Annotated in this window: 18 protein-coding genes, 7 pseudogenes and 1 other annotated feature; of the genes and pseudogenes, 11 read left to right on the top strand and 14 right to left on the bottom strand. The window is 63.3% G+C overall.

The window, feature by feature from the left end:
- Nucleotides 1-45 precede the first annotated feature (45 nt).
- The 4 genes and pseudogenes from U0023_RS27300 to U0023_RS27315 form a co-directional block, all read left to right on the top strand.
- Entirely contained in the window at nucleotides 46-1,920 is a 1,875-nt protein-coding gene (locus U0023_RS27300; protein ID WP_009488351.1) for a recombinase family protein, read from the top strand.
- Nucleotides 1,921-2,333: 413 nt separating this feature from the next.
- Nucleotides 2,334-3,416: an IS110 family RNA-guided transposase gene (locus U0023_RS27305; RefSeq protein ID WP_009488349.1), complete on the top strand. Its 1,083-nt coding sequence runs from the start codon at nucleotides 2,334-2,336 to the stop codon at nucleotides 3,414-3,416.
- 74 nt (nucleotides 3,417-3,490) lie between these two features.
- Nucleotides 3,491-4,896: pseudogene (locus U0023_RS27310) on the top strand (IS30 family transposase).
- A gap of 7 nt (nucleotides 4,897-4,903) precedes the next feature.
- Nucleotides 4,904-5,200: pseudogene (locus tag U0023_RS27315) on the top strand (IS3 family transposase); the annotation flags it as partial.
- Between the two features lie 17 nt (nucleotides 5,201-5,217).
- Here U0023_RS27315 and U0023_RS27320 read toward each other — a convergent pair.
- The 9 genes and pseudogenes from U0023_RS27320 to U0023_RS27360 all read right to left on the bottom strand — a co-directional run.
- Nucleotides 5,218-6,897, bottom strand: a complete 1,680-nt coding sequence (locus U0023_RS27320; protein WP_322883799.1) for an IS1182 family transposase — start codon at nucleotides 6,895-6,897, stop codon at nucleotides 5,218-5,220.
- A gap of 74 nt (nucleotides 6,898-6,971) precedes the next feature.
- Nucleotides 6,972-8,345 carry an IS110 family RNA-guided transposase gene (locus U0023_RS27325; RefSeq protein ID WP_322883794.1) on the bottom strand — a complete coding sequence of 458 codons (1,374 nt, stop codon included), beginning with the start codon at nucleotides 8,343-8,345 and terminating at the stop codon, nucleotides 6,972-6,974.
- Between the two features lie 338 nt (nucleotides 8,346-8,683).
- Nucleotides 8,684-9,586, bottom strand: a pseudogene (locus U0023_RS27330) (SIR2 family protein).
- Nucleotides 9,587-9,628: 42 nt separating this feature from the next.
- Nucleotides 9,629-9,841, bottom strand: a complete 213-nt coding sequence (nifT, locus tag U0023_RS27335; protein ID WP_009489227.1) for a putative nitrogen fixation protein NifT — start codon at nucleotides 9,839-9,841, stop codon at nucleotides 9,629-9,631.
- Nucleotides 9,838-10,164 (bottom strand): nitrogen fixation protein NifZ, encoded by a 327-nt coding sequence (locus U0023_RS27340; protein WP_009489226.1) that lies wholly within the window; start codon nucleotides 10,162-10,164, stop codon nucleotides 9,838-9,840. The genes nifT and U0023_RS27340 overlap by 4 nt, the downstream gene beginning before the upstream one ends.
- A 94-nt stretch (nucleotides 10,165-10,258) precedes the next feature.
- A complete protein-coding gene (locus tag U0023_RS27345) occupies nucleotides 10,259-10,453 on the bottom strand; it encodes a 4Fe-4S binding protein (RefSeq protein ID WP_009489225.1) in 195 nt (64 codons plus the stop codon).
- A gap of 34 nt (nucleotides 10,454-10,487) precedes the next feature.
- Entirely contained in the window at nucleotides 10,488-11,969 is a 1,482-nt protein-coding gene (gene nifB / locus U0023_RS27350; protein WP_009489224.1) for a nitrogenase cofactor biosynthesis protein NifB, read from the bottom strand.
- 242 nt (nucleotides 11,970-12,211) lie between these two features.
- Entirely contained in the window at nucleotides 12,212-13,906 is a 1,695-nt protein-coding gene (gene nifA, locus U0023_RS27355) for a nif-specific transcriptional activator NifA (RefSeq protein WP_009489223.1), read from the bottom strand.
- A 226-nt stretch (nucleotides 13,907-14,132) separates the two neighbouring features.
- Nucleotides 14,133-14,666 (bottom strand): annotated as a pseudogene (locus tag U0023_RS27360) (sugar phosphate isomerase/epimerase family protein); the annotation flags it as partial.
- Between the two features lie 530 nt (nucleotides 14,667-15,196).
- Here U0023_RS27360 and U0023_RS27365 point away from each other — a divergent pair.
- Nucleotides 15,197-16,258: a LacI family DNA-binding transcriptional regulator gene (locus U0023_RS27365; RefSeq protein WP_009489221.1), complete on the top strand. Its 1,062-nt coding sequence runs from the start codon at nucleotides 15,197-15,199 to the stop codon at nucleotides 16,256-16,258.
- 313 nt (nucleotides 16,259-16,571) lie between these two features.
- Here the strand turns inward: U0023_RS27365 and U0023_RS27370 are convergent.
- A pseudogene (locus U0023_RS27370) lies at nucleotides 16,572-17,096 on the bottom strand (transposase); the annotation flags it as partial.
- Nucleotides 17,097-17,249: 153 nt separating this feature from the next.
- A pseudogene (locus U0023_RS27375) lies at nucleotides 17,250-17,573 on the bottom strand (transposase); the annotation flags it as partial.
- Between the two features lie 52 nt (nucleotides 17,574-17,625).
- Between U0023_RS27375 and U0023_RS27380 the strand changes: the two are divergent.
- The 3 genes and pseudogenes from U0023_RS27380 (at nucleotide 17,626) to istB (ending at nucleotide 21,012) form a co-directional block, all read left to right on the top strand.
- Nucleotides 17,626-18,565, top strand: a pseudogene (locus tag U0023_RS27380) (IS3 family transposase).
- Nucleotides 17,907-18,034 (top strand) — a sequence feature (AL1L pseudoknot). (Overlaps the previous pseudogene by 128 nt.)
- Nucleotides 18,566-18,743: 178 nt before the next feature.
- A complete protein-coding gene (gene istA / locus U0023_RS27385) occupies nucleotides 18,744-20,252 on the top strand; it encodes an IS21 family transposase (protein WP_195904271.1) in 1,509 nt (502 codons plus the stop codon).
- A gap of 13 nt (nucleotides 20,253-20,265) precedes the next feature.
- Nucleotides 20,266-21,012, top strand: coding sequence for an IS21-like element helper ATPase IstB (gene istB / locus U0023_RS27390; RefSeq protein WP_009494081.1), 747 nt, complete (start codon nucleotides 20,266-20,268; stop codon nucleotides 21,010-21,012).
- Between the two features lie 268 nt (nucleotides 21,013-21,280).
- Here istB and U0023_RS27395 read toward each other — a convergent pair whose 3' ends face one another.
- Together U0023_RS27395 and U0023_RS27400 are read right to left on the bottom strand one after the other, a co-directional pair.
- A complete protein-coding gene (locus U0023_RS27395) occupies nucleotides 21,281-22,228 on the bottom strand; it encodes a recombinase family protein (RefSeq protein WP_009489040.1) in 948 nt (315 codons plus the stop codon).
- Nucleotides 22,229-22,471: 243 nt separating this feature from the next.
- Nucleotides 22,472-22,714 (bottom strand): transposase, encoded by a 243-nt coding sequence (locus U0023_RS27400; RefSeq protein WP_009489041.1) that lies wholly within the window; start codon nucleotides 22,712-22,714, stop codon nucleotides 22,472-22,474.
- Between the two features lie 248 nt (nucleotides 22,715-22,962).
- Between U0023_RS27400 and U0023_RS27405 the strand changes: the two genes are divergently transcribed.
- The 3 genes from U0023_RS27405 (at nucleotide 22,963) to U0023_RS27415 (ending at nucleotide 25,539) form a co-directional block, all read left to right on the top strand.
- Nucleotides 22,963-23,538: an ISAzo13-like element transposase-related protein gene (locus U0023_RS27405; RefSeq protein ID WP_052600416.1), complete on the top strand. Its 576-nt coding sequence runs from the start codon at nucleotides 22,963-22,965 to the stop codon at nucleotides 23,536-23,538.
- Nucleotides 23,528-24,157, top strand: a complete 630-nt coding sequence (locus tag U0023_RS27410) for an ISAzo13 family transposase (protein ID WP_322883800.1) — start codon at nucleotides 23,528-23,530, stop codon at nucleotides 24,155-24,157. Before U0023_RS27405 ends, U0023_RS27410 begins: the two co-directional genes overlap by 11 nt.
- Before the next feature lie 116 nt (nucleotides 24,158-24,273).
- Nucleotides 24,274-25,539 (top strand): IS701 family transposase, encoded by a 1,266-nt coding sequence (locus U0023_RS27415; RefSeq protein WP_009488300.1) that lies wholly within the window; start codon nucleotides 24,274-24,276, stop codon nucleotides 25,537-25,539.
- A 194-nt stretch (nucleotides 25,540-25,733) separates the two neighbouring features.
- Here U0023_RS27415 and U0023_RS27420 read toward each other — a convergent pair whose 3' ends face one another.
- Complete coding sequence (locus tag U0023_RS27420) at nucleotides 25,734-26,033, bottom strand: ferredoxin family protein (protein WP_009488302.1); 300 nt, start codon at nucleotides 26,031-26,033, stop codon at nucleotides 25,734-25,736.
- Between the last annotated feature and the right edge of the window lies 1 nt (nucleotide 26,034).

Here is a 26,034-nt window from a genome sequence, read left to right on the forward strand (position 1 = left end):
CTGCGGTCCCGACCGGCGCCGAGCCTCCCGCACGGGAGGTGAACCATGAGGACCGGGATCTATGCACGGGTCTCCACCCAGCGCCAGGCACAGGCCGACGGGCTTGCTCAGCAGATTGATCGCCTGCAGGCTCACGCCCGTCAGCAGGGGTGGAGCGTCGCCCCGGAGCACATCTTCCGCGATGATGGCTATAGCGGCGCCAAGCTCATCCGGCCAAGTCTGGAGCGACTGCGCGACCGTGCGGCTCTGCGCGAACTCGACCGGGTTCTGATTACGGCACCAGACCGGCTCGCGCGCAATTATGTGCATCAAGTCCTCCTGCTCGAGGAGATCACTGCCACAGGCTGTGAGGTCGAGTTCCTCGACCGGCCGATGAGCCAGGATCCGCACGATCAGCCTCTGCTGCAAATCCGTGGGGCCGTGGCCGAATACGAGCGCACCCTGATCACGGAGCGGATGCGCCGGGGACGGCTACGCAAGCTGCAGGCCGGCGTCCTGTTGCCGTGGATCCGGGTGCCGTACGGCTATCGCGTCAATCCGGATCGCCCCCGCGATCCCGCCGGCGTGCGTCAGGATGAAGCCGAGGCCGCTGTGGTGGCCGAGATGTTCGCCTGGTATGCTGATGAGGGTCGCAGCTTGTATGCCTTGGCCAAGAAGCTGCATCAGGACGCGGTGAGGCCTCCGCGAGCCCAGGGACGCTGGGGCGTGCCGAGCGTGCGGGGCATCCTGACCAATCCCGTCTACACCGGCGAGGTGTATACTGGGCGCGTCCAGGCTGCCTGCCGCCCAGGGGCTACGGTCACGACCCGGTGCATCCGACCGCGGGAGGACTGGATGGCCGTGGCATCGATCCCGGCCATTGTCACCCAGGAGCAGTTTGATCGCGTGCAGGCCAAACTCGCCCAGAATCGCCAGTTCGCAAGCCGCAACAACACGGCTCAGAGTTATCTGTTGCGGGGCTTGGTCAGCTGCGGCGTGTGCGGGTTGGCCTGCTTCGGCCGCTGCTTGCGGTCGCAGCATCGCTACTATTGCTGTCGCGGCAAGCTGCCAGCCCTCCAATCCCACCGGGAAGGGAAGTGCCGCTCGCGCTATATTCCGGCCGAGCCGATAGAGAGCTTGGTTTGGGAGGATCTGTGCCGTTTGCTGACCCATCCGGAGGCCATCGGCTATGCCCTGGAGCGGGCGCATGGCGGGCATTGGCTGCCTCAAGATCTGCAAGCCCGGCGCGATGCCTTGAAGCGGGGGCAAGTCCGCGTGGAGCAGCAGATCGAGCGACTGACCGAGGCCTACTTGAGCGAGGTTGTGGGCCTGGAGGAATATCGCCGTCGCCGTCACGACTTGGAGCAGAAGGTCCAAAGCCTTTGGGCCCAGAGGCAGCAGCTGGAGGCGCAGGTCGATCGTCAGGGCGAAATCGCACGCGTGAGCCTGAGCATCGACGAGTTCTGCCGTCGGGTGCAGGAAGGACTCGAGCAGGCGACGTGGGAGCAGAAACGGCAGCTCATCGAGTGGCTGGTGGTGCGGGTGATCGTCACCGACGGAGATGTCGAAATCCGCTATGCCATTCCAACCAGCTCAAATGGCGAAGCTACCCGCTTTTGTCATTTGCATTCAGACTATCGAGCTGTTCCACAAGATCCTGAAATCCGGCTGCCGGGCGGAGGAGACCAAGCTGCGAACGGCCGAGCGGCTGGTGAACCTACTCAGCATCTACTGCATCCTGAGCTGGCGCATCTTCTGGCTGACGATGCTCAACCGCGTCGTTCCGGACGTGCCGCCACAGCTGGCCTTGACGGCTCTGGAAATCGACCTGCTCGACGAGTTGGTGAGAGACAAGGGCTAGAAGTTGCGGCGGAGAAAGACACTCTCGCATTACCTGACCAAGGTCGCTCGAATGGGCGGCTACCTCGCGCGTGGGCATGACCCTCCACCCGGCAATACCGTCATGTGGAGAGGACTTTCGCGCCTGATGGATATCGAACTCGGCGTCAGGATCGGAGCGCAAATCTATGGGTAATTGCAAGCCTCGGCGGACGCTTACCACGCGGACAGTAAGTATGCTTAGGCCAGTGTTCCTGGGCGGCCTGACCCTCACGGCGATAGACCGGCTAACATCACTGGTATCGCAAGGCGCCGGTGTGGCCTGACCCACACGCTGATCGACCACAACCCGTGTCTTTCCTCGGACCTGTCGGCCGCCCGGGAGCCTTGCGGTGAGGTTTGCCTCACCGGTGCATGTGACCCAAGAAGGGCCTGACATCCTGTCGCATTACTGTCCTGTCCAGGCATGCGGTCGTGGTGAACCGTCGATCCACGGTCGAACCAGGAGAGCCGGTATGGAAGTTGGTCAGGACGTTGTCTTACATCCCGTTGTCGGCGGGGTCGACACGCACAAAGATCTTCACGTCGCCGCTGTTGTCGACGAACACGACCGTGTTCTCGGGACCCAGTGCTTTGCGACAACCCGACAGGGATATCGGCAGATGCTCGCCTGGATGCGCTCCTTCGGACAGCTCCGGTGCGTTGGCATTGAGGCCTCAGGCACCTATGGCGCCGGGTTGCTGCGCTCCATGCAGAATGCCGGTGTCGAAGTTCTGGAGGTCACGGCTCCGGATAAACCGGACCGGCGCAAGCGGGGCAAGAACGATGATCTCGACGCTCAGAACGCCGCGCATGCCGCCTTTGCCGGCAAGCGCACCGTCACGCCCAGAAGCCGGGATGGCATGATCGAATCCTTGCGCGTTCTCAAGGCGTGTCGAAAGACAGCAGTGGTGGCGCGGCGCATCGCGTTGCAGATGATCCAGAACACCATCGTCTGCGCGCCGGACGGGTTGCGGGAGGCGCTGCGCCAGATGACCCGCATGCAGCTGGTCAGGACCTTGGCGGCATGGCGGCCTGACCTGACTGACTACCGCAATGTGGATTCCGCCTATAGGATCAGCCTCAAGTCGCTCGGCCGCCGCTATGTCGAACTGCACGATGAGATTGCCGACTTGGACGTTATGATCGGTGCCATTGTCGATGAACTTGCCCCCAACCTCGTGGCCCGGAACTCGATTGGTCACGCAGGGGCGGCCCAGTTGCTCCTGACAGCGGGGGACAATCCGGAGCGCTTGCATTCCGAGGCCGGCTTTGCCGCACTCTGCGGTGTCAGCCCGGTCCCAGCCTCGTCCGGCAAGACGACGCGCCACCGTCTCAACCGGGGTGGTGATCGAGCCGCCAACAGTGCTCTGCACATCATTGCGATCGGGAGGCTTCGGACCGATCCGCGAACCAAGGCCTACATGGCTAAACGCGTCGCTGAAGGCCACTCCAAGCTTGAGGCGATCCGGTGCCTGAAGCGCTACATCGCGCGCGAGGTGTTCACCCTAATCAGCCAGCGGCAAAAGGAGATCAACCAGGCTCGGATCACCGCTTGACAAACAGAAGGGCGTCCGCGGCAGCCAGGACGGATTCAAGCAGTCGTCGCAACACCCTGAAGGAGGAGGTTGCGATGAGCATTCGAAAGCGGCGTTCGGATCGATCTGGACGAGCGCCGCTACCGTCGCCAGGTCGGCCCCCTGTGGCGGGACGCGATGAAGGGCGTCGGTTTTGGCTTGCGATCGCAACGGGGATGAGCAGCGAGGATGCTGCGGTCGAGGCCGGTGTGTCACACCCTGTCGGGTACAGGTGGTTCCGAAAGGCAGGTGGCATGCCCCCAGCGATGTTCAGATCTTCAGCCAAGCCGCCCTCCGGGCGGTACCTGTCGCTGCTGGAGCGCGAGGAGATTGCGCTTCTGCGGGTCCAGGGCCAGTCCATGCAGGAGATCGGGCGCCGGCTCGGTGATCTGCCTCGACGATCTCCCGGGAGTTGCGGCGCAACGCAGCCACCCGCAGCGGTGGACTGGAGTATCGCGCGACGACCGCCCAGTGGCATGCCGAGCGATCAGCCCGTCGCCCGAAGCCGACGAAGCTTGCCCTCAACGCGACCTTGCGCACTTATGTGGAGGAGAGATTGGCTGGCGTCGTCGTTGCTTCGAACGGCGTTGCCATTCCCGGCCCTCCCGTCGCCTGGAAGAGCCGCCGGCATGGCAAGCGACAGGATCGGCGGTGGGCCAGAGCCTGGAGCCCGGAGCAGATTGCCCGACGCCTGCCGATCGACTTTCCGGACGACAGGACCATGCGCATCAGCCACGAAGCGATCTATCAGGCCCTCTTCATCCAAGGCAAAGGAGCGCTGCGCCGTGAACTCACGGCCTGCTTGCGAACCGGGCGGGTATTGCGGGTGCCGCGGGCACGTGTCCGCCGGCGCGGTAAGAGTTTTGTCGCGCCTGAGATCATGATCAGCCAGCGTCCTGCTGAGGCGGCCGATCGGGCGGTACCAGGTCATTGGGAAGGAGACCTCATCCTGGGTCTTGGCAGCTCGGCGATTGGCACCCTGGTCGAGCGCACAAGCCGGTTCACGATGCTGCTGCATCTTCCTCGCCTCGCGGGCCACGGTGACGCGCCGCGCCTCAAGAACGGGCCGGCGCTGGCAGGCCATGGGGCCGAGGCTGCGCGCGACGCGATCACGCGCACCATCATCACCTTACCCGAAGAATTGCGCCGATCGCTGACCTGGGATCAGGGCGCCGAAATGGCCCAGCATGCTCGTCTCAAGATCGATGCGGGCATCCAAGTCTACTTCTGTGATCCCCACAGCCCTTGGCAACGGGGCACCAACGAGAACACCAACGGACTGCTGCGTCAGTACTTCCCGAAAGGCACCGATCTGAGTGTGCACAGCGCCGAGGAGATCGCTGCCGTGGCAGCCGCCCTCAACGCAAGGCCGAGAAAGACGCTGAGCTGGAGAACCCCTGCCGAGGGGCTTGACGAGTGGCTGCGAGAAGGCAACAGAATACGTGTTGCGACGACTGCTTGAATCCGTCCAGTATTGTTCGATCGCGTATCAGGCCGAGCTGAGGAAGCACGGCATCCGGATCTCGATGTCGGGCAAGGGAAACTGTTACGATAATTCGGTGGTCGAGACCTTCTTCAAGACCTTGAAGTCCGAGTTGGTCTGGCGCACCGTCTTCCAGACGAGAGCTGAGGCGAAGGCGGCGATTGGTCGTTATATCGATGGCTTCTACAACCCGGTCCGGCGTCATTCGACCCTGGACTATGTCAGTCCGGTTCAATTTGAAAGGCTGGCCGGACCGCTACAAAACCGCTCTCCACTAAACTGATACTGCTGGCGAATTCATCATGCTGGGATGGGAGCCATCATGAGCCTGATAAAGGCGGATTGCCGGGTTCGTGCAAGCGGCGTGCCCGCGAACCAGGCACTAAGCCGAATGAGGTTCATGGCTGCCGCCGTCAGCACATGCTGGAGATGCGTCTTCGCCAGTCCGATGTAGCGCGAGCGCCGCAGATGCAGGACCCGGACGCCTGCCGAAATCGTTCCCTCGATGCCGGCGCGCTTCTGGTACTCTTTGGCGAAGGCAAGCTGCTCCTCGCGCTGGCGAGCCGCCTCCAGCGTCTCGTGCTCCTCGCGTGGTCGCAGCGTGAGCAGGCGCCGTCCGCTTCGGGTACACTGTGTCTTCAAGGGACACGGTCGACAATCTGTTGTCGAGAAGCGAACTTTGAACGCGGTTCGCCCCTGATGATAGTCGGGGCTCCAGCTCTTGCTCTGATGCCCTGCCGGGCAGGTCGCGACTTCCCTATCCCAATCGAGGAGGAAGTCTTGCACGCTGAAGCCTTCTCCTGAACGGGCTTGCCACTGATAATCCTTGGGAGCCGGCCCTAAAAGCGTGACGCCTTTCTTCCGGCTGGCGACAAGCTGATCGGCCGCAACATAACCGGCATCGGCCAGATGAGTATCGGGCAGCAGGCCCTTGGCTTCGAGCGCCTCATGGATGTCTCCGAGCGCATCGCGATCTACGACGGGTGCCGGCGTGGTCTCCACATGGGTGATCAAGTGTGGTCCACCTTCGTCGCACGTCTCGGTCAGATGCACCTTGTAGCCGATCCAGATCGTTGATTGCTTCCTGGCGTAGTGCACCTCCGGATCGTAGGGCGAGGCGACCATCAGCAGGGAGGGGGGAAACCCCTCCTGGTCAGTTCGCCACCGCACCTGAAGTGGCGCCTCCGTCCCTGTGGTCGGAGCATCGTCCACCAGGCAGAAGTTCTGGACCCAGGTCTGCCGCAACAACTCAACAGCCGGGATTTGCCGCAGCCATATTGGCGCACCAGGAGCCAGGATGGCCGCAAGCAACTGATGACCATCGCGACCAATCTGCTCGGCATGGGCTCGCCGCTTCGCCTCGCCTTGCGGCACCTCGGGATCGCCCGCCCGCCGGTCATATCGCTCCAGCCAGGCAGGATCGGCTTGGCTGCGCAGCCACGCGGGGGCCGCGGACGCCAAGGCATTCAGGGCAGCCCGCAGGGTCTCGGTCACGCATTCGAGGCGGTTCAGGAAGCGGACGGCTCCGAGCACATGGGTGGAGTCGGTGCGCTGCCGGCCCCGGGCGTTCAGGAGCTTCAGGTCACGGCAGAGGGTCAGGAGGGTGTCGAGCAGATGCTCTTCCGCGCCTCCGGCGACAAGACGGCCGCGGAACTCGCTGAGAACCGAAGCATCGAAGCCAGGATCGGTCAGTTCCAACCCCAGCAGGTACTTCCAGTCGATGCGCCCTCGGACGGCCTCGGCCGCCCTCCGGTCGGACAGGTTCTCGGCGAACTGGAGCAGGGTCACCAGCGCCAGGCGCCAGGGACATTCCGCCGGCTGGCCGCAGTGGGCGAAGAGAGATGCGAACTGGGCATCGGTGAAAATCGTCCCAAGCCGGTCGCGCAAGAGCAGATAGGGATTGCCACCGGGAAAGGCCGCACGGGCAACGGTTGCGGTTGAAGCTGGAACCTCACCGCTCACGATCGGGTGGAGCGACATGGGAACCCTCCAGGTTTGAACCCAAGCCCCTACAGCCTGAACGCTGACCCCACCTCAATCGCTCCAACCCGTTCCTAAGAAACAACGAGTTCGGTTGAGGCGAGCTCTGCCTTTTCCAGGACGTAGCCGAGCGACTTGGCGCGGCGGCGAAGATTGCTCAGCACCCGCTGCCGATAGCGTTCCTCGTAGTACGCCGCCCCCGGATCGGCGTAGGCCATGCCGTGACGGAGCGTGTTGTAGATCAGCACCGCGATCTTGCGCGCTGTCGCCGTGATCGCCTTGACCTTGCCGACCCGCGCGGCCAGCCGCCGGTAGAAGGCGCCCAGCGCTGTCTGGGTGCGCCCGATCGCGCCCGCGGCCAGCCGCAACAGTGCCGCGACCCGACTGCCGGAGCGGCGCGTGCGGCTCGACAGCACCTTGCCCCCAGAGATCTTGTTGTGCGGCGCGAGACCCAGCCAGGAGGTGAAGTGCTGGGCGCTCGGCCAGGCCGCGAGATCCGGGCCGCACTCGCTGACGAGCTTGAGCGCCAGGTAGGGTCCGATCCCATCGATCTGGGTCAGGTCGACCCCGAGGATCGCATGCAGGGCCGCGCGCACCGGCACGGCCGGCTCATGGGCCTGCGGCTGCGCGCGGCGGGGCGGCGGCAGCGGCACCGCCGGGGGCGGGCTGGCCGCCTTCAGGCGCTCCAGCACGGCCGCGATGCGCTCGTCGCAGGCGGCCACCTTGGTCTGGTAGACCTCATACAGTTCGAGCGCCTGGGCCAGGGCGAAGATGTGCTCCTCCCGGTCGTTGCCGACCAGCGCGGCGCGCAGGGTCGCGAGCGGGGTCTTGCAGCGCCCGTCGCGCAAGGCGGCCAGGCGGTCGGGATCACGCTCGCCTGCCACCAGGGCCCGAATGATGCGCAGCCCCGTCTGGCCGGTGATGTCGGCCACCACGTGATGGAGCTGCAGGTTCATCTGGGTCAGCGCCTTCTGCATGTGCTGGATGTGGGCAGCGGCAGCTTCCAGGAGGCGCTCACGCTGGCGCAGATAAGAGCGCAGGGTGGCGATCTCGCCTTGCGGCTGGAAGCTGGCCCGCAGGAGCCCGTACTCATGCAGGCGCTGCAACCACTGGGCGTCGCACACGTCCGTCTTGCGGCCCGGCACCTGCTTGACCTCGCGGGCATTGACGACCACCACCGCGAAGCCGCGTTGGGTGAGGATCTCGTAGAGCGGGATCCAGTAGACCCCAGTCGATTCCAGGGCCACCGTGGTGACCCTGCACTGCCCAAACCAGTCGGCGAGGCGCTGCAGGTCACCCGTGAAGGTGCCGAAGGTGCGCACCGGCTCGGGATCGCAGCGGGACGAGACGGCTGCCACATGGATCCGGGCGCCGATGTCGACGGCGGCCGCATGGGGATGGATCGGGGCAAGATCCCGCTGCAGGTGGGACGGCGATTTGCGCGGCATGGCAGGCTCCTCCTTTGTGACATCAACGGAGGGCGGGGCTGCGCGAGATCATCACATTCCTAACCGGGATCGCCTGGGCGTCACCACTCTCAAGTGCGCAGCAGCCCGTGGACCATGTTCGCCATCGGGGTTGGGACCACCACATGGGCATCGGCCGCTCCCCTCCGCAGCCGATCATAGAGCGCCCTGTTTCTCCCGCCACAGGCGGATTGAAAATTCGCGACCGTTCGCCAGCAGTATCTAAACTGAAGCAAGACCAGAGAAAGGCTGCTTCATGAGCCTGGACCTATCGCGTGCTCCTGCTGATCGGAAATCGGCTCGACCGTCGCTCAACGAGCTTAGCCACCATCTACTGAATAGCCTGATCCGACAAGCCGAGCCGCAGCTTCGCCCGTCGGCATGTCACTGACCGTGATTGCGCTCGCTGCAAGGAAACGGCGTTCGTTTTTGGTCAGCGTTGCCGCATCCATTACCGCAAAATGTGGACCTTTGGAGCGCTTCATGATCTGTTGGGCGTAGGTGCGGTGCGCAGCACCTGATCATCGAAGCGGCAGCCGACGAAGAAAAGGCCACGGTTGGGGCGCCATTCCTTCACCACGCCAGGGATCGGCGTCTGAATAGCGGTTTTGGTCAGGACTTCGACATAGTCGGAATCGGTGACGAGGAAGTTTGCGGCCGGCCTCATACTGACGTGACGCGTATGGCGAACTCTGTCTTTGCCGCTGATCCGGGTTCGAGTTCCCTTCCAGACAAATCGTAGGTTTTCGTCCAAATGTCGCCGATTTCCTTCGCCCGCGTGACGCCTTGTATCTCGACGTCCCTTCGGCCGGTTTCTGCCAGGGCCGCGCGCATGGCGCCATCGTACCAGCTGTCGACGATGAGGGACCGCGGCACGTTGCGAGCCAGCGTGGAGGACGGTCGGTGCCGCCGGCGCCGCCAATAGCTCGGCCATCCAAGCTTGAAGCGTCCGATGATGCCGGCGCTGTTCGATGAACTGCGCGACCGACCCCATATTGGTGCGGATCTTGGACGGGGCTGGCGCCCGCGTGTTGAGTGCCGCGGCGATGGCGTCCCGCGTGTGCGGTACAGGCGGTTCCGCGGAGCTGAGCCGCAGGAGCCCCGGGCCGAGATAGGGGGATGATCTCATCGGCGGCGAGCGCTTCCTTCAGCAGGTCAAGCCGCTTTTCGGCATCACTGTTTTGCATGATGAAGAGATGGCCCGAGGTCAGGATCGTGCTCATGCTCGCTTCCTCTTGCCGCTGTCATCCTGTCAACCCACAGCCTCAGTCCTCGTCGGAAATCTTCCTTGCCTCGACGGTGATCGGCAGACGCGTATCCCGCGGAAGGTCGGGCAGGACGAGCCGCCAGCCGTTCCTGAGCGTTATGGCCCCGCCCCACAAATCTTCATTCTCGACCTTGATGATCGGCTCTTCGAGATCCTTCTTGGGAACATACGCCGACAAGCCGGCGCCGGTCCTGCGGATCATGACCTTCATCTGGCTGTTCCTTCACTAGAACCAACCGTGGTTTGGGCACTGCAAGGAGACCCGACTTTGTCGAGGCTCATCAGTTCACCCGCGCGCATGCCGACGACGGTACCACGATCGACCCATTCGACCGCATAGATGTAGAACTGCTGGAGAAAGGTGCCGACGTCGCGCACATAACCGTCGTCGCCCTTTCGCACGAGGCTTTCGCCGATCTCCCTGCCAGGATAGGTGCCGTCATTCCTGATGTGGCGTGTGGCACGGACCCGCTCACCCGGCATGAATTGTGGAGGCTTGCGGATTTCAACCTCCTGTTCGCGTCTGAGGCCCATGGCCGTTCCTTTCTGGCCGCTGCAGGTTGTCAATAGGGAAGTTCAAGGCCTCCTTAGGAGGCGACCTCAACCGTGTCGGTAGCCAAATAGGAGGTCAGTCGGGAACGCAGGTCTTCGGCACCGGACAAACCGAGGCGCATTGCTGCGTATCGAAGGCCTCCTTGCATTCGGTGCACTTGTCTGGATCGATCACGTAGATCTCGCCCTCGAACTTGATCGCGCCGGAGGGACATTCGAATACGCAGGCCCCGCATTGGGTGCATTGGGATGCGATGATCTTGAAGGCCATTCTTCAACTCCTGTTTCGGTTGGTATGAGACGGCTCAGGCCATTGCCGCTAGAGGTTCGACCCCGAACTCGGCGGTGTAAAGCGCGCTGATTGCGGTCTCGATGTAGTCATAGCCATAAGCGTCCGTTGCTCGGATTCCGGCTCCCGTGAGCTGATCCTTGGGGCACTCTCCGATCTTGGCGCACAGCACGATGTCTATGCCTTCGAGCGCAGCGATGACGTCGTCGAGGGTGGCGTCCTCGCCCCAGCCGCCACGGCAATACTGCTCGACCTTGCGATGCCCGACGAAGCTGATCCCTCCCGGCGAGGCCTCATAAATCTGGAATTCCTTCGAATGGCCAAAGTGTTCATTGACGCGGCCGCCGCCCTTAGTCGCCACCGCCACGAGAAGCGAATTGCCGGAGCCCGCTGCCTTGACCATCTCGGTCGCCGCACTCTTAGCCGCCACGTGATCGCCACGCTCGCGCGCGACCACCTCCCGATAGGCCTCGCGCTTGCTGGCATCGTAGACGACCTCGCCGGGAATCTGGTCGAGCGTGAACTCCTGACCGCGATCCGCGCCGAGCAAGCCGACGGCATCGGCCCGGCACTGCCGGCAATGGCGCATCAACTTGGCGCCGCCTTCAAGACGGTCCTGGAGAGCCTTCAGCTCCATCGCATTTGGGCCGCGCTGCCCGGTCAGGCCGTAATACGCACCGTGTGCTGGGTCGGAAATCAGCGGCATGACGTTGTGCAGGAACGCGCCGCGCTCCTTGACCCATTTATTCACCTCGATCAGGTGCTCGTCGTTGACGCCGGGGATCATCACCGAATTGATCTTGGTAAGGATGCCGCGCGCGGTCAGCATCTCCAGGCCTAACATCTGCCGCTCGTGCAGGATCCGGGCGGCTTCGATGCCGGTGTAGCGGCGGTGGTCGTAAAAGATCCAAGGATAGATCCTTGCGCCGACTCCCGGGTCGACCATGTTGATGGTGATCGTCACGTGATCGACATTCATGTCGGCAAGCTCGGCGACATGGTCCGGCAGCGCGAGCCCATTGGTGGAGACGCACAGCTTGATGTCAGGGATTTCCCTGGCGACTTGTTCGAAGGTTGCCTTGGTCCTCTTCCAGTCGTAGCAGGCATCGCCCGGTCCGGCGATGCCGAGCACGGAAAGCTGCGGCACTTCATTGGCGACCACCATTACCTTGCGCAGCGCCTGCTCGGGCGTCAGCTTTTCCGAGACAACCCCAGGCCGGCTTTCGTTGGCGCAGTCATATTTGCGATTGCAATAGTTGCACTGGATGTTGCAGGCTGGGGCGACCGCGACGTGCATGCGGGCGAAATAGTGGTGCGCTTCCTCTGAAAAGCAGGGGTGATCCTTGATCTTCTCCCAGATAGCCGAATCCATGTCGTTCGGCTTTGCGGATGAGCCGCAGGATGAAGATGCGCAGCCACCGGATTTCGCGGTCGCCAGCAACTGGTCGAAGGATGTCGTGCTGGTCAGGCTCTCGAGCGAAATCATCGGTTCGGGCATCGAACGGTTCCATTGCTGGGTGAGTATCGCAGTTCAAAACGCAAGAGCGATGCCACCCCCAAAAAACGATTCAATTCAATATGTTGGCTTTTCGTGTCCGATTCTGTCGGTTTGCTCCGACACCATTTTGTCAGGCTTCCGACAATGGACAAGCGAATTGGGGTGCGAAAGGCGCCGCGTCTCAGACACATAGAGTGCCAAGAGGAGCATCTCCGGCCTGACGTGTGACGTCACCAGGACGTTTAGAACTTCTTCACCTCGATGCGATACCGGCGCAGAGCATAGCCGACCTGCCGCGGCGTGAGGCCGAGAATACGAGCCGCCTTGGCCTGAACCCAGCCGGCCTTCTCCATCGCGTCGATCAGCCGGTCGCGGTCCGCCAGACGCGGGCCCATTGCGGGCCAAGCGGGACCGTTCGGATCGCCGGCCTTGGCGGCCGGCACATCACCCTCCGAAGCGCCGATGCGCCTGGCCGGCGGCGGCGATCCAACCGGCATCATGTTGCCCCGGGCGAGCGTGTCGATGGCCTTGCCGCCATGCGAACGGTCGGCGCCTTTCCAGAGGAGCGAAGAAAGGCACTGGCTGTTCTGGTAGGCGAAATCCGACGGAGCGATCGTGCTTGAACGTGCAAGTGTCGCCGTCCTTCGCACACAGTTTTCCAGCTCACGAATGTTACCAGGGAAGTCGCATTGCGAGAGCACCTCAAGCGCCGACGGCGCGAAGGCGAGCTCGCGATGGTTCTCCCTGTTGAACCGGTCGAGGAAGGCTTTCGCAAGGCGTGGAATATCGCCGGGTCGCTCTCTGAGCGGAGGCAGGACAATTGGCACCACATTGATGCGGTAGTAAAGGTCGGCCCTGAACTCCCCATTGACGACAGCCGTCTCGAGGTCCTTGTTGGTGGCGCATATCAGCCGGACGTCGACCTTTAGCGTCCTGGTGCCGCCGACGCGCTCCAGTTCACCTTCCTGCAAGACGCGCAACAGCTTGGCTTGAAAGGCAGGCGAAATCTCGCCGATTTCATCAAGTAGCAGGGTTCCGCCATGCGCCAGTTCGAAACGGCCGGCGCGCTGCGAGACAGCTCCGGTGAAGGCGCCCTTTTCATGCCCAAACAGCTCCGATTCCAGCGTGCTTTCAGGCAGCGCGGCGCAGTTCAATTTGACGAAAGGCTTCTTGCTCCGCAGTGAAAGCTTATGGATGGCCTGTGCAAAGACTTCCTTGCCGGTGCCGCTTTCACCCCGCAGAAGCACGGTGGTATTCGTCGGTGCCACGACCGAGACGGTTTCGAGCACCTGCTTGACTGCGGGACTTTCCCCGATAATCCAATCGACTTTGGCATGCGGATGCCGGGCGGGGCCGGTCCTCTCCTCGTTGAGCACTTTCTCCGGCCTCCGTTGCTCCTCGATAAGCCGTTGACCATCCATGCTCTGGATGCGATGGAGGCGGATGGTCTGGCCGACAAGGATGGCGACCATGGTCAGGAAGCGTACGTCCTCGTCGCAGCAGAAGCTGGCGGCATCGTCCCTGACGCGGTTGATCGACAATGTTCCAACGATATGATGCTCAGCCTTTACCGCGACACCAACAAAGGTAATTGGGATGGTGCCGCTGCTCGAAGTTGTTTGAAGGTCAACTTGAAACAGTTCGGACTTGCGGACATCCTGTATGACGAGCGGCGTCCCCGTAGTGACGATTTGGTCGATTACGGCTTGCGGTATGACGCTGCGAAAGCCTGATTGAGGTGGGTAGGTGTTGCCGCCATTTGCAGTAATCTGCGGCTCTCCTTTAGCGTCTAGGACGACGATTGCTCCATGAGCTATTTGCAGAACTGAGGAGAGGATGTTCACGACATTGACAAGCGTGATCTCCAGCGGGCCGGGCGTGGCCAGGACCTCAGATATTTCGTAAATAATGCTGAGCAAAATTTCCGCCTTGCGCATGGTTTTGGTGGGTGGTTCGGGCCGGGTGTTCCGAGGTCCGACTTCATCGACCCGATCCCGCAGCATGTAAGTTATGGAAACCCCTCAGGGCTTGTCCAGGGTGCTCCTCCCCAGCGCCTTTTAGCCGCCTTGTTGCACGGATGAGCGATTTGGCGGCCGAAGTGGCATGGCGTAGGGGACCGCGTCCTCCTGATCTCGGATCTCCACCATGCCGTTCAAGGCCGTTGATCGAGCGGATCATGTCGACTGCCGGCTGGAGTGTCTCGACGAAATCCTCGGGGTGCGGCTCGATGTTGAGTTGGATCCCTCCTCGCTCGAAGATCGGCACCAGCTCGTCCATGCTGTCCCAGAAGGCGGCTTCACAGATTTCCGTATGGCCGCCCGCACAGCAATTGTAAGAGGTGAAAGGCGAACTCGGCGCAGGCCCGCGGCCGAATTCCGAGTTCATGGTGTCACACTCGAGTTCCACCGCGATTCGAATCGCGTTCTTCCAGTAACGCATGGCCGCCAGTCGTTCGACCTGATGCGGGCTTGCCCAGCGGTACATCGGCAGCAGCGAGGCCAGTTTCACACCGCTGTCGCGCAACGCCTTTTTGAAGTCGCGGATACGCTCGGGAGAAACGCGGGGGTTGACCCACCAGTCGAGGAAATCCACTCGCAGGGACAGTTCGATGTATTCGTAGCCCGGTTCTGCGACGAACTGCGGCAGTTCCAGGAGAGGCACGGGGCGGTGCATGTAGGGATCGAGCGCAATCTTCATGTAGGCTCCTCCTCGATGCGTGGGTCTGTCGGGGGCGCTGGCCCCGCCCTTCATCAGTCGATGGCACACCCGCGTCGGCGCGGTCCATCTCTTCGCGATCTGCGCGGTTCCTCGACACCGGCACCTCGTGAGCCGAGGCAGGACCGCACGACAAGCGGATGGCATTTCCGGCGGGCTTTCATGCCCATCTGTGGTCATGGGAGGAGCGGCTCGTCCCATTGCGGGAGACGAAACCTTCGCTCGCATCCTGATCGGATCGAGGAGTACTGTTTCACCGTATGAGGACTTAGGTCCAGACTGGCCGACAGATGGTTGCAGGACCATCCGGAGTTCTCCTGCTCCCGAGCAGGGGGCTCCTATCGTAGGGCGGCCTATGGGATCTTGTCTGGCATTGGTCTTGCCTCCTGTGCCGTGGGCGTCCTTGAGCGCCCTCATTGACGAGGTTTGAAATCCCTACCAGTATGAAAGAAATCTTGCAATGAAAGCTGACGGTTTTCTTTCAAGAACTTTCATCGCTGCCCTGGGAAAGAATGAAAGAATCTGTCAAGGAGGGTCAGTTGAGCCGCCCTACCATCGCCGATGTGGCCAAGGTTGCCAATGTCAGCGTGTCAACGGTCGATCGTGTCCTGAGCGGCCGCCATCGCGTGCGGGAGGCAACCGCCCAACAGGTGCTACGTGCCGCAGAGGCCATCGGCTTCTATGGCACCGGGATGATCCGTCACCGCCTTAGGCAGGATCGGCCTACCCGCACCCTCGGCTTCCTCCTCCAGCAGCCGCAACGCTCGTTTTACAAAATGCTCGGGCAGGACCTGAAGGAGGCGACGGATGCCTCGACGACTATCAGGGGCCGGGCGGTGGTGAGGTTCCGGGACGACCTGGCGCCGGAGGTCGCCGCGGAACGCCTCCTCCAGCTTGGGCGGGACTGCGATGCCGTGGCGGTCGTCGCCGCAGATCACCCCAAGGTGACGCAGGCGATCGACACTCTGCACGGGGAAGGTGTGCCTGTATTCGCGCTCATTTCCGACCTCCCGGCGGCGAACCGTGCCGGTTACGTAGGGCTGGACAACTGGAAGGTCGGCGGCACCGCGGCTTGGTTCATCGCCAACATGTGCAGGACGCCGGGAAAGATCGGCGTCTATGTGGGGAGCCATCGCTTCCTGAGCCAAGATGTCAGCGAAATGCGCTTCCGTTCGTACTTCCGCGAACATGCGCCGGAGTTTCAGTTGCTCGAGTCCGTGGCAACCCTCGAGGACCCGCGCTACGCCTATGAAATCACCCTGGATTTGTCGCGGCGGATACCGGATCTGGTTGGCATTTACGTCGCCGGTGGCGGCATCACTGGCGTCATCCGAGCCTTGCGTGAGGACCCGAGCGCCTTATCCCGAAACCTTGTGGTGATCGGACGGGAACTGATACCTGAGACCATTGCCGGGATCGTTGATGGTGTGATCAATGTTGTCCTGTCGCATCCGAGGAGATTGTTGGCCGACACGCTGGTCGAGGCGATGGCGCAATCAACGATCAGCAACCAAGGCGGCAACATCGTGCAACGTGTCATTCCCTTCGAGATCTACATGGCCGAAAATGTTTGAGCCGGGGCGGCCAAGGCAGCCCGACATAGCACGGAGCCGGACATTGAGTGGCGTGCAGAGGGCGCATTAATGAGCGAACCCTAGACAGCGTCGTCTAGCAGCCCGTCGGACTTAGGGCCCCGGAGGGATATAGGCTAGCCCGGTTAATTCACGGCGCCCCTTTTAATGTCTGCTGTGCGAGCCTTGCTGGTGGTTCCGACCGGATTTCAGGCATGACTTCACCACCGCCGAGCCTTCGGCTGGGCGGACGAGGATGGCGGGTTTGCGGGTGGACGGGACAGGGCTCAGGTCAGGGGCGTGTGCGCCCCTGCGATCAGGTGACGAGACGCGGCATCCGGCCGAGGACCACCCGCAGGATCGTCTGGTCAGGACAGGCGCTCGGCAAGTGCAGCCGGATCTGGGTTTTCAGTTCCACCACCCGGGCGGCAATCTTGATCAGCCGCAGCCGCAAGGTATCGCATTGCGCGATGCGCCAGAGTGAGCGCTTCGGCATCAGCACGCGCAGACCCCACATCAGCCAATAGGCGCCCGCGTGCAGAAACAGCCGGAACTGGTTCGCCGTCGCTTTGGTGCAGGAGGTGCGATCGGCCGAGAGATGCGCCTTCCAGGCCTTGATGTGGTTTTCCGCCATGCCGCGCCGGCAGTAGATCCGCTCGTAGAGGGTTTTGGCGCGGCCACCGGGAAGATTGGTGACGATGAAGCGCGTGTCGCTGCCCTGCGCGCCGGCCTCGACCCGGGCGATGATGCGCTCGACCCGGCTCCAACTTTGAGCCCCATCGAAGAACTCCGTGAAGCGCCGCACCTTGCCGTTCAGAGGAGCCGCGGCAAAGCGCGCTGCCCGGCGTCAATTAGCTTGAGCCGCTCATCCTAATTGACGCGCAATCAAAAGCCTTGACCACCAGCGACAATTAGGAAAGCATCACCATGGCTCGCAGGCGCTCACCATAGTTGACGCACCGCTCATCCTAATCGTCGCGCTATAGCGCGCCCTGGCGCTCGCCTCCAGGCCCGTGACGTGCCGGCGCAGAGTGGAGGTCGTCGCCACGCCGAGAATGAAGTCGACGCCGTTGGCGCGGCACCAATCGATCACCAGCGGGCCGCAGTAATGGCTGTCGGCCCGGATCAGGATGCGGGTGCTGGGCCAGTGAGCGCGGATCGCCCGGATGAGCCGGCGCAGGTGAGCTCGGATCTCGCTGCCCTTGGGTCGCTTGGCCGGGCGCAGCACGGCCGTGACGAAACGGCCTTCACCATCGAACACCACCATGGGCTGGAAGCCGTATTCGTCGTAGTGGCCATTGAACAGGCGCAGTTGCTGATTGAACCGTCCCGGGATTCCCGGAGGCTCCAACTCCTGACAGGATGGAGCCATGACGAAGCGAACACCCCCGTATTCACCAGAGGTCCGCGAGCGGGCGGTCCGGATGGTTTTCGAGCACCGCGACGAGTACGCCTCCCAGTATGAGGCGATCCTGTCGATTGCGGCCAAGATCGGCTGCTCGCGTGAGACGCTGCGCCACTGGGTGCGGCAGGCCGGGTGCGACCAGGGCCTTCGCCCCGGGCCGACGAGCCAGGAGCAGGAGAAGATCAAGGCCCTTGAGCGGGAGGTACGCGAACTGCGCCAGGCCAACGAGATCCTGCGCAAGGCCAGCGCGTATTTTGCCCAGGCGGAGCTCGACCGCCGCTTCAAGCCATGAAGGCCTTCATCGACGAGCATCGTGAGGTCTACGGGGTCAGCCGATCTGCCGTAGGACCACCGTCAGCGACGCCGCTGCCCCTTGCCCGCGCGACCGGGTCAACCGGCAGTTCACGGCGCCGCGGCCGAACGCCTTATGGGTGAGCGACTTCACCTTTGTCGCGACCGGGTCGGGCTTTGTCTATGTGGCCTTCGTGATCGATGCCTTCGCCCACCGGATCGTGGGCTGGCGTGCGTCACGCTCGGCTCGGGCCGAGCTCGATGCTCGATGCTCGATGCTCTCGAGCAAGCTCTCCATGACCGGCAGCCCTGGCAAGCCAACCTCATTCACCACAGCGATAGAGGGGGTCAATACGTGTCACTGAAGTACACCGAGCGCCTCGCCGAGGCGGGGATTGAGCCATCGGTCGGCAGTGTTGGCGACGCGTACGACTGCTCTGGCGGAAACCGTCATCGGCCTGTTCAAGACTGAGGTGATCCATCGGCGTGGTCCGTGGCGCTCCTTTGAGGCCGTCGAATTCGTCACCCTCGAATGGGTCGATTGGTACAACAACCGGCGCCTGCTCGAGTCCATTGCGGATACCGACGCAATCCGTCCATGTGTACCGACTTGAAGTCGTCCCCGGTTCCGATTTGATCCCGTCCACCCTTCCGACTTGAAGCCGTCCCTCCTTCCGATTTGATCCCGTCCAGGGATCGGTCTGAAGAACCCTGCTGCACCGGGTCATCCGATTGGGGCATTGCGACCTCTCCACCAGAGAGGACGCGATGCCAGCAAACAGAGAGATGACCATGCGACAGATGCGGCAAGTGCTGCGGCTCCACGCCAGCCAAACCAGCGATCGCGAGATCGGCCGGATTGTCGGTGCGGCGCGCTCGACCGTGCGCGATGCCATCCAGCGGGCCAAGGCGGCCGGGCTGGCCTGGCCCCTGCCGGAGGACCTGACCGACGCGGCCCTGGAGGAGAAGCTGTTCGCCCGGGCGGGCACCCGGGTCGGAACGCGCCGCCGGCCGGAGCCGGATTGGGCTCACCTGGTCCAGGAACTCAAGCGGCCCGGCGTCAGCATCGCCATCCTGCATGAGGAGTACCGGGCAGACCATCCGGACGGCTACGGCTATTCGCGTTTCTGCGACCTGGTCCGCTCCTTCGAGCGCCGCCTGACGCCGACCATGCGTCAGCATCACGTCGCCGGCGACAAGGTGTTCGTGGATTACTCGGGCAAGAAGCTGCCGATCGTCGATCCACTCACCGGCGAGATCCGCCAGGCCGAGATCTTCGTCGCGGTGCTCGGCGCCTCCAACCTGACCTATGCCGAAGCCACCTGGACCCAGACCCTGCCGGATTGGATCGAGGCGCATGTGCGCATGTTCCGGTTCCAGGGTGGCGTGACCAAGCTCGTCGTGCCGGACAACCTGAAGAGCGGCGTCCACAAGGCCTCGTTCTACGATCCCGAGATCAACCGCAGCTACGGCAAGATGGCGGCCCATTACGCGGTCGGCATTTTGCCAGCCCGACCGCGCCGGCCGAAGGACAAAGCCAAAGTCGAGGCCGGGGTGCGCTTCGCCCAATCCTACATTCTCGGTCGCCTGCGCCACCGCACCTTCTTCTCGCTCCAGGAGGCCAATGCCGCGATCGCCGAGGCCGTCGAGCGGATGAACAGCGTACCCATGCGCCGGCTCGGCGTCAGCCGGCGCCAGTTGTTCGAGACGATCGAGAAGCCGGCCCTCGCACCCCTGCCGGCCGAGGACTACGTCTTCGCGCAGTGGCAGTTCGCCCGGGTCGGGCTCGACTACCACATCGAGGTCGAGGGCTTCTTCTACTCGGTGCCATTTGGCCTCATCGGCCAGCAGGTCGAGGTGCGCGTCACCCAGCGCACGATCGAGGCCTTCCACAAAGGCGGACGCGTCGCGGCCCACGCGCGGCGTTATGCGGGACGGGCGCATGGCACGCAGGCCGAGCACATGCCGAGCTCGCATCGCCGCTATGCCGCCTGGTCGCCCGAGCGCTTCCGCTCCTGGGCGGCGTCGATCGGCCCCAACACCGAGGGGCTGATTGCCGCCATTCTGTCCGCCCGCCGCCATCCCGAGCAGGGCTTTCGCACCTGCATCGGGGTTTTGCAGCACATGCGCGGCATCCCGCAGGAGCGTGTCGAGGCGGTCGCGGCCAAAGCCCTGGCGATCCAGGCGCTGACCTACAAGAGCATCGTGTCGCTTCTCGACACCTACCGCGAGCGCGCTCCCGCCGCCGATACGCCCGTTCTCACCCACCCCAATGTCCGCGGACCGGGGTATTTCCACTGACAGGAGACCGACCATGTTGATCCATCCCACCCTCGACCAGCTTCACGCGCTGGGCCTGCACGGCATGGCCAAAGGCTTCAAGGCGCTCAGCGCCACTCCCGAGGCTGACGCGCTCGGCCATGCCGAATGGCTCGGCCTGATCCTCGATCATGAAGTGACGACGCGGCAGCAGAAGCGCTGCGAGACCCGGGCCAAAACGGCCAAACTGCGCCATCCCGCCAGCGTCGAGGATGTTGACTTCCGGGCCGCACGCGGCCTCGACCGGGCGCTGTTTCTCAAGCTGGCCACCTGCGACTGGATCCGCGAGCGGCGCAATCTGTTGATCACCGGCCCGTGCGGGGTCGGGAAGAGCTGGCTCGCCTGCGCCCTGGGACACCGGGCCTGCCGGGAGGACCTGTCGGTGCTCTACCATCGTGTGCCACGGCTGTTTGCGGCGCTCGATCTCGCCCGCAGCGATGGCCGCTACTCTCGCCTGTTACGCAGTCTTGCCCGGGCCAAGCTGCTGATCCTCGACGACTGGGGTCCTGAGGCGCTCACCGGCGAGCAGCAGCGCGATCTGCTGGAAATCGTCGAGGACCGCTACGATGCCGGTTCGCTGCTGATCACGAGCCAGGTGCCGGTCGAGAACTGGTACGCGATGATCGGCAGCGTTCCGACGCTGGCGGACGCCATCCTCGATCGGGTCGTGCACAACGCCTACCGGATTAATCTGACCGGCGAGAGCCTGCGCAAGACCCGCCACACGCCAGCCGACGCTTGACCAGCGTCACCACCTCAACCACCATCCATCACTGACCCGAAGAGCGGCGCTCAGGTGGACGACTTCACCTCGGACCCATGGACGGCTTGAAATCGGAATGCCTGGACGGCTTCAGATTGGACGAAGTGGACGGCTTCGTCGGTATCCTCAAGTCCATCGGCAGCATTCCGCCCGCCGAGGCGGAAGCCACCTACTATGCCCAGCTTGAGCTCACGCCGATGGCCGCATAGAATCCAAGCCAATTAGCCTCCGGAAAATCCGGCGCGGTTCAATACGGGTGGGCTCTGTTGTTCCGCCGCGCCATCTGGCGATTATAGATCAGTCGTCCTGCCACGCCGTCGAATTGCTCTTGCGTCACGATGGCCGGCACCGAGGCCACTGCAATCCAGTCTGCGGGGGCGGTCTTGTGGCACGTCCCGCCCGCCGGATGGGCCGGGAGCAGGGCTGAGCGTCGCTTGTGACAGAGACCGAAGCGCTTCCGGTTCGCGAACACCTGACCGGTGTAGGTTGGATTGGTCAGCAGGCAGCGCAACGCCGACGGGCTCCAGGTCGGGTGACCTAAGGGAGAGGGAATGCCAAGCCGCGCCAAGCGCCGAACCAAGTCGATGATCGTGGTCCCGTCGACATACCAGGCGAAGATGTCCCGGACGACAGCGGCTTGGGCGGCGTTGAGGCGCACCCCGGCGGGATTGCGAGGGTGGTTGGGATCAAGCTCATAGCCGTACGGCGCCTTGGTCCAGGGCAAGAGTGTCCCGGCCCGCAGCCGGCGTAACCCATGCTGGACAACTCGACCGCGCCGCATGCGCTCCGCAATCAGGGTGCGCTCATACTCGGCCACGGCGCCGCGGATCTGGAGGAGGAGTTGATCGTGCGGATCCTGGCTCATCGGGCGGTCGAGGAAGTCGACCTGGGCCCCATGCTTTTGCAGCTCTTCAACCAATAGCACCTGATGCACATAGTTGCGCGCCAGACGATCCGGAGCTGTGATCAGGATCCGGTCGAGTTTGGCATTGGTGGCAGCCTCGCGCAGGGCATCGAGCCCCGGACGGTGCAGGTTGGCGCCACTGTAGCCGTCGTCTCGAAAGACATGCTTGAGAGGCAGATCCTCGCCATGGGTCAGAGCATGGGCACGCAGCCGTTCGATCTGCTGCTCAATCGACTGGCTCTGGACCTGACGCGGGGTTGAGACGCGCACGTAAGCGGCTAGGATCGGCATGGCGGCTCTCCTGTGCTGGCGGTTCGCCCCCCGCGCCGTCGGGACTGGGTCTGGGTGCTTGGCTGACCGCCAGGAGAAGCTGGAAGGCCTTGTCCCAGCGTCGCAGGGCGTCCGGGTTCTCGACCCAGCACCGTTGGATTGTCCATGGAGGTTGGTTCATGGTCCCCTCCGCGAGGGCGGAATTCCTCGGGAGGAGAACTGCTACAGGTCGGCTGCGGGCTGCGAGCGGGATGTGGCTCCACGTCAGAACCAACTGACCGGGGCGGCTGAGACAAAATTTGTCGTTTGTGAATCGCCCATCCAGACCGAGTTCCAGTGGCCGAAGCATGGAGGCAGGGCTCGCCAGGTGATGTTGTGGACGGTGAAGTAATGCAGCGCCTCCAGGAAGCGGCGGTCGTTGCGCCCCTTGGCGCCGCGCCGGGAGCACGAGGCGGCAAACACTCGCAGCACTGTCGCCCAATCGTCCTCCGTCATTCCCGTCAGCATGGTCGAGCCTCCTGAAGTCGACCCGCTATGAATCATCGCGACACTGATTTGGGAATCTACTACCCGTTGCTCAGCCCAATCCGTCCACACGGCCTAGGGCTTGGCAGGCAACAACCTGCCCAAATGGGCAACTGGTGCGTTGTTGGAACAAGGACCATCCGTTCTGAACGGAGCTGCCGATGTCGCTACCCTCCCTTCACCCATGTGGATGCCCCAAGTGTCACTCGCGCAAGCCCCATCCGGACCGCATGCTTCATCGGCAGATCAACCTGCTTGCCAGCCGGCTCGACGAACAGCAGCGCCGGTGGTTTATCGCGTTTGAGGCGATGCGGATCGGCTGGGGCGGCACTCAGCGGCTTGCCCAGATCACGGGCTTGAGCCCCCATACCATCCGGCGCGGCCGTCGCGAACTCGAGGCCGGGCTTGTTGACCGCCCCACCGAGCGCGTGCGGGTCGCCGGTGGTGGCCGTCCCACCCGAGAGGTCCAGGATCCTGAACTCCCACAGACCTTGGAGGAGTTGCTCGAAGGCGAGACAGCGGGTGACCCGATGGGTCGGCACGCCAAAGCCAAGCGGAGTTCTCTGCATCATCTGAGCCATGAGCTTGCCGTCGCAGGACACCCGGCCAGCCGCCCCACGGTGGCGCGCCTGCTGCGCCAATTGGGCTACTCGCCCAAAGCCAATGCACGGCGTACCGAGGCGCACAGCACGCCGCCTGAGCGCGATGCGCAATTCCAGCACATCGCCGAACAGCGCGCGCAGTTTGCAGCCACAGGTGAGCCGATCATCAGCGTGGATTCGAAAAAAAAAGGAATTGGTCGGTGACTTCAAGAACCCGGGCCAGACGTGGTGCCGGAGAGCCGAGCCGGTCTTGGTGCACGACTGGCCGCAGGATGCAGTCGGTCAGGCCATTCCTTACGGCATCTACGAGATCACAACCAACAGCGGCTATGTGTGCATCGGCGATTGCTTTGACACCCCGCGCTTTGCCGTTGAGGCGATCAGTGACTGGTGGGAGAGCGAAGGACAGAAGCGCTTTCCAGAAGCCGGGCGTCTCCTCGTCCTGGCCGATGCGGGCGGCTCGAACAGTTGCCGCTCCCGAGTTTGGAAAGCCCAGTTGCAAGAACAGCTCTGCGATGCCTGCGGGCTCGAGGTCACGGTGTGTCACTATCCCACCGGCTGCTCGAAGTGGAACCCAATTGAGCACCGGCTCTTCAGCTTCATCAGCTTGAACTGGGCTGGCGTGCCGCTGCGGACCTTTGCGACGATGGTCCGCTACAGTGCCGGAACCGTCACGGCAGCCGGGCTGCGGGTGAATGCTCGCCTCAAGCGTGGTGGCAATGAGACCGGGGAGCGGGTCTCCGACGAGGTCATGCGTCGCCTCCACCTGAGGCCGCATGCCGTCTGTCCCGCATGGAATTACACGCTCTCGCCGCGAACTTGATAACCTGAATTGGCAAATAGTTGGCTGCCAAGCCCCTAGCACTACTTTGGCAGGTATGAGGAACGTGGCGAGGCCTGCCGACGTCTTCTCGGAAGGATTGTCCGCAGGAGGTTGTCATGAGCACCTCAGTGGCGTGGGAACACGAACTTCAGTCTTGGCTCGAACCCTTCCTCACCCATCTGCATCACCCGGCCCGCCGGCGCATGTGCCCGCTCTATGTGGCAGGCCTGATCGGTCCCGGTGAGCGCAAGAGCCTGCAACCGATAGCCGCTCGGGTGGCGCCCGCCGATTATGATCAACTGCATCACTTCGTGGCCGTCGGTCCCTGGGACGAGGCGCCGCTGGACGCCGAACTCCTGGCCCAGGCCAACCGGCTTGTCGGCGGACTTGAGGCCATCCTGGTGATCGACGACACGGCGTTGCTCAAGAAGGGCACCCATTCGGTGGGTGTCGCCTCGCAATATGCCGGAGTGGTGGGCAAGAAGGCCAATTGCCAGAGCTTGGTCTCGCTGACGCTCGCCAAAGATGAGGTGCCGGTCCCGATTGTGCTGCGGTTGTTCCTGCCCGACACCTGGATCAGAGATCCCGAGCGCCTGCAGCACGCCGGGGTGCCTGAGACCTTCTGGGTGGAGCGCTCCAAGCCTGAGATCGCACTGGAGGAACTCCAGCGCGTGATGCAAGCGGGCGTGAGCTTCGGGGCTGTCGTGACGGACGCGGGCTACGGCATCAGTGCTCCCTTCCGTCAGAGCCTGTCGGCGCTCGGGCTGCTCTGGGCGGTGGGCATTCCCCGGATCCAGAAGGTGTATCCAGCCGATGTGCGGTTGGGGCCCGCCCCGCACACGCGTGGAGGGCCGCGCAAGACCCCGATCCCAGACGCAGAGGCTGTTGCGGCTGAAGCCATGCTGGCGACGAGCTCATGGCAGCGGATCACGTGGCGACGCGGCACCAAGGGTCCGCTGCGAGCGAAGTTCGCGGCCGTGCGCGTGCGGGTCGCCGATGGGCCTACGGTGCGTCTGCAGGGACGGACCGGTCAGCATCTGCCCGGCGACGAAGTCTGGCTCGTGGGCGAGCATCGCACCTCAGGCGAGCGCAAGTACTATCTGTCCAACCTGCCTCCCGACACATCGCTGAAGCAGCTTGCGGCTCTCATCAAGGCGCGGTGGGTGTGCGAGCAGGCGCACCAGCAGCTCAAAGAAGAACTCGGCCTCGATCACTTCGAGGGCCGCTCGTGGCGGGGCTTGCATCGGCATGCGCTACTGACGCTGATCGCCTATCTGTTCCTGCAGCATCTGCGCTCGCGGACCGCCACTGGGGGGAAAAAGAAGGGCCGGCGGGCCCCCACCACAACCGACACTGCCGGCCATTCGGCGCATGCTGCTTGATCATCTGATGCACGCCATGCGCCTCCGATGTCCAATCTGCCGGGCCCGCTTCACCCTTGGATCACTGATGAAGCTGCCAAAGTAGTGCTAGGAAATTCAATGCTGTGTTTCGAAAATTGCGAGATAGTTCTTAGCAAATACTGATGCGGCGTTCGGACCCGGTTCACGCCCTTGAAATAGTGCGTGCGAGCCAGTCATCCGAACTTGAAGAGGACACCGAAGCCGCCGCGCGGATAGTTCCACTCGATCTCGCCCGACGCTTCGCAGAGCACGCGGCAGGTGCCGCATTCCATGCAGCCGTCGGCGGTAATCTCGACCTGGCCCTTGTCGTTCAGCTCGTAGCACTTGGCCGGGCAGACGCGTGTCAGTGCGATAAGATTGGGACTCGGCTTCTCGTGCGGCCGCACCTTGATGTGCGGCCCCCCGGCATCGACCAGATAGCGGTTCAGGAAGAGCTTGTCCTCGACGCGGAGTTCGGCCACTGCGATCGTCATC

The organism is Microvirga lotononidis (assembly GCF_034627025.1).
Taxonomy (GTDB): domain Bacteria; phylum Pseudomonadota; class Alphaproteobacteria; order Rhizobiales; family Beijerinckiaceae; genus Microvirga; species Microvirga lotononidis.

Excerpts from the sequence above, each read along its gene's own strand:
- U0023_RS27300 (WP_009488351.1), top strand. The coding sequence starts at position 46 with ATGAGGACCGGGATCTATGCACGGGTCTCCACCCAGCGCCAGGCACAG.
- U0023_RS27305 (WP_009488349.1), top strand. The coding sequence starts at position 2,334 with ATGGAAGTTGGTCAGGACGTTGTCTTACATCCCGTTGTCGGCGGGGTC.
- U0023_RS27320 (WP_322883799.1), bottom strand. The coding sequence starts at position 6,897 with ATGTCGCTCCACCCGATCGTGAGCGGTGAGGTTCCAGCTTCAACCGCA.
- U0023_RS27325 (WP_322883794.1), bottom strand. The coding sequence starts at position 8,345 with ATGCCGCGCAAATCGCCGTCCCACCTGCAGCGGGATCTTGCCCCGATC.
- nifT (WP_009489227.1), bottom strand. The coding sequence starts at position 9,841 with ATGAAGGTCATGATCCGCAGGACCGGCGCCGGCTTGTCGGCGTATGTT.
- U0023_RS27340 (WP_009489226.1), bottom strand. The coding sequence starts at position 10,164 with ATGGGCCTCAGACGCGAACAGGAGGTTGAAATCCGCAAGCCTCCACAA.
- U0023_RS27345 (WP_009489225.1), bottom strand. The coding sequence starts at position 10,453 with ATGGCCTTCAAGATCATCGCATCCCAATGCACCCAATGCGGGGCCTGC.
- nifB (WP_009489224.1), bottom strand. The coding sequence starts at position 11,969 with ATGCCCGAACCGATGATTTCGCTCGAGAGCCTGACCAGCACGACATCC.
- nifA (WP_009489223.1), bottom strand. The coding sequence starts at position 13,906 with ATGCGCAAGGCGGAAATTTTGCTCAGCATTATTTACGAAATATCTGAG.
- U0023_RS27365 (WP_009489221.1), top strand. The coding sequence starts at position 15,197 with ATGAAAGAATCTGTCAAGGAGGGTCAGTTGAGCCGCCCTACCATCGCC.
- istA (WP_195904271.1), top strand. The coding sequence starts at position 18,744 with ATGCGACAGATGCGGCAAGTGCTGCGGCTCCACGCCAGCCAAACCAGC.
- istB (WP_009494081.1), top strand. The coding sequence starts at position 20,266 with ATGTTGATCCATCCCACCCTCGACCAGCTTCACGCGCTGGGCCTGCAC.
- U0023_RS27395 (WP_009489040.1), bottom strand. The coding sequence starts at position 22,228 with ATGCCGATCCTAGCCGCTTACGTGCGCGTCTCAACCCCGCGTCAGGTC.
- U0023_RS27400 (WP_009489041.1), bottom strand. The coding sequence starts at position 22,714 with ATGCTGACGGGAATGACGGAGGACGATTGGGCGACAGTGCTGCGAGTG.
- U0023_RS27405 (WP_052600416.1), top strand. The coding sequence starts at position 22,963 with ATGCTTCATCGGCAGATCAACCTGCTTGCCAGCCGGCTCGACGAACAG.
- U0023_RS27415 (WP_009488300.1), top strand. The coding sequence starts at position 24,274 with ATGAGCACCTCAGTGGCGTGGGAACACGAACTTCAGTCTTGGCTCGAA.
- U0023_RS27420 (WP_009488302.1), bottom strand. The coding sequence starts at position 26,033 with ATGACGATCGCAGTGGCCGAACTCCGCGTCGAGGACAAGCTCTTCCTG.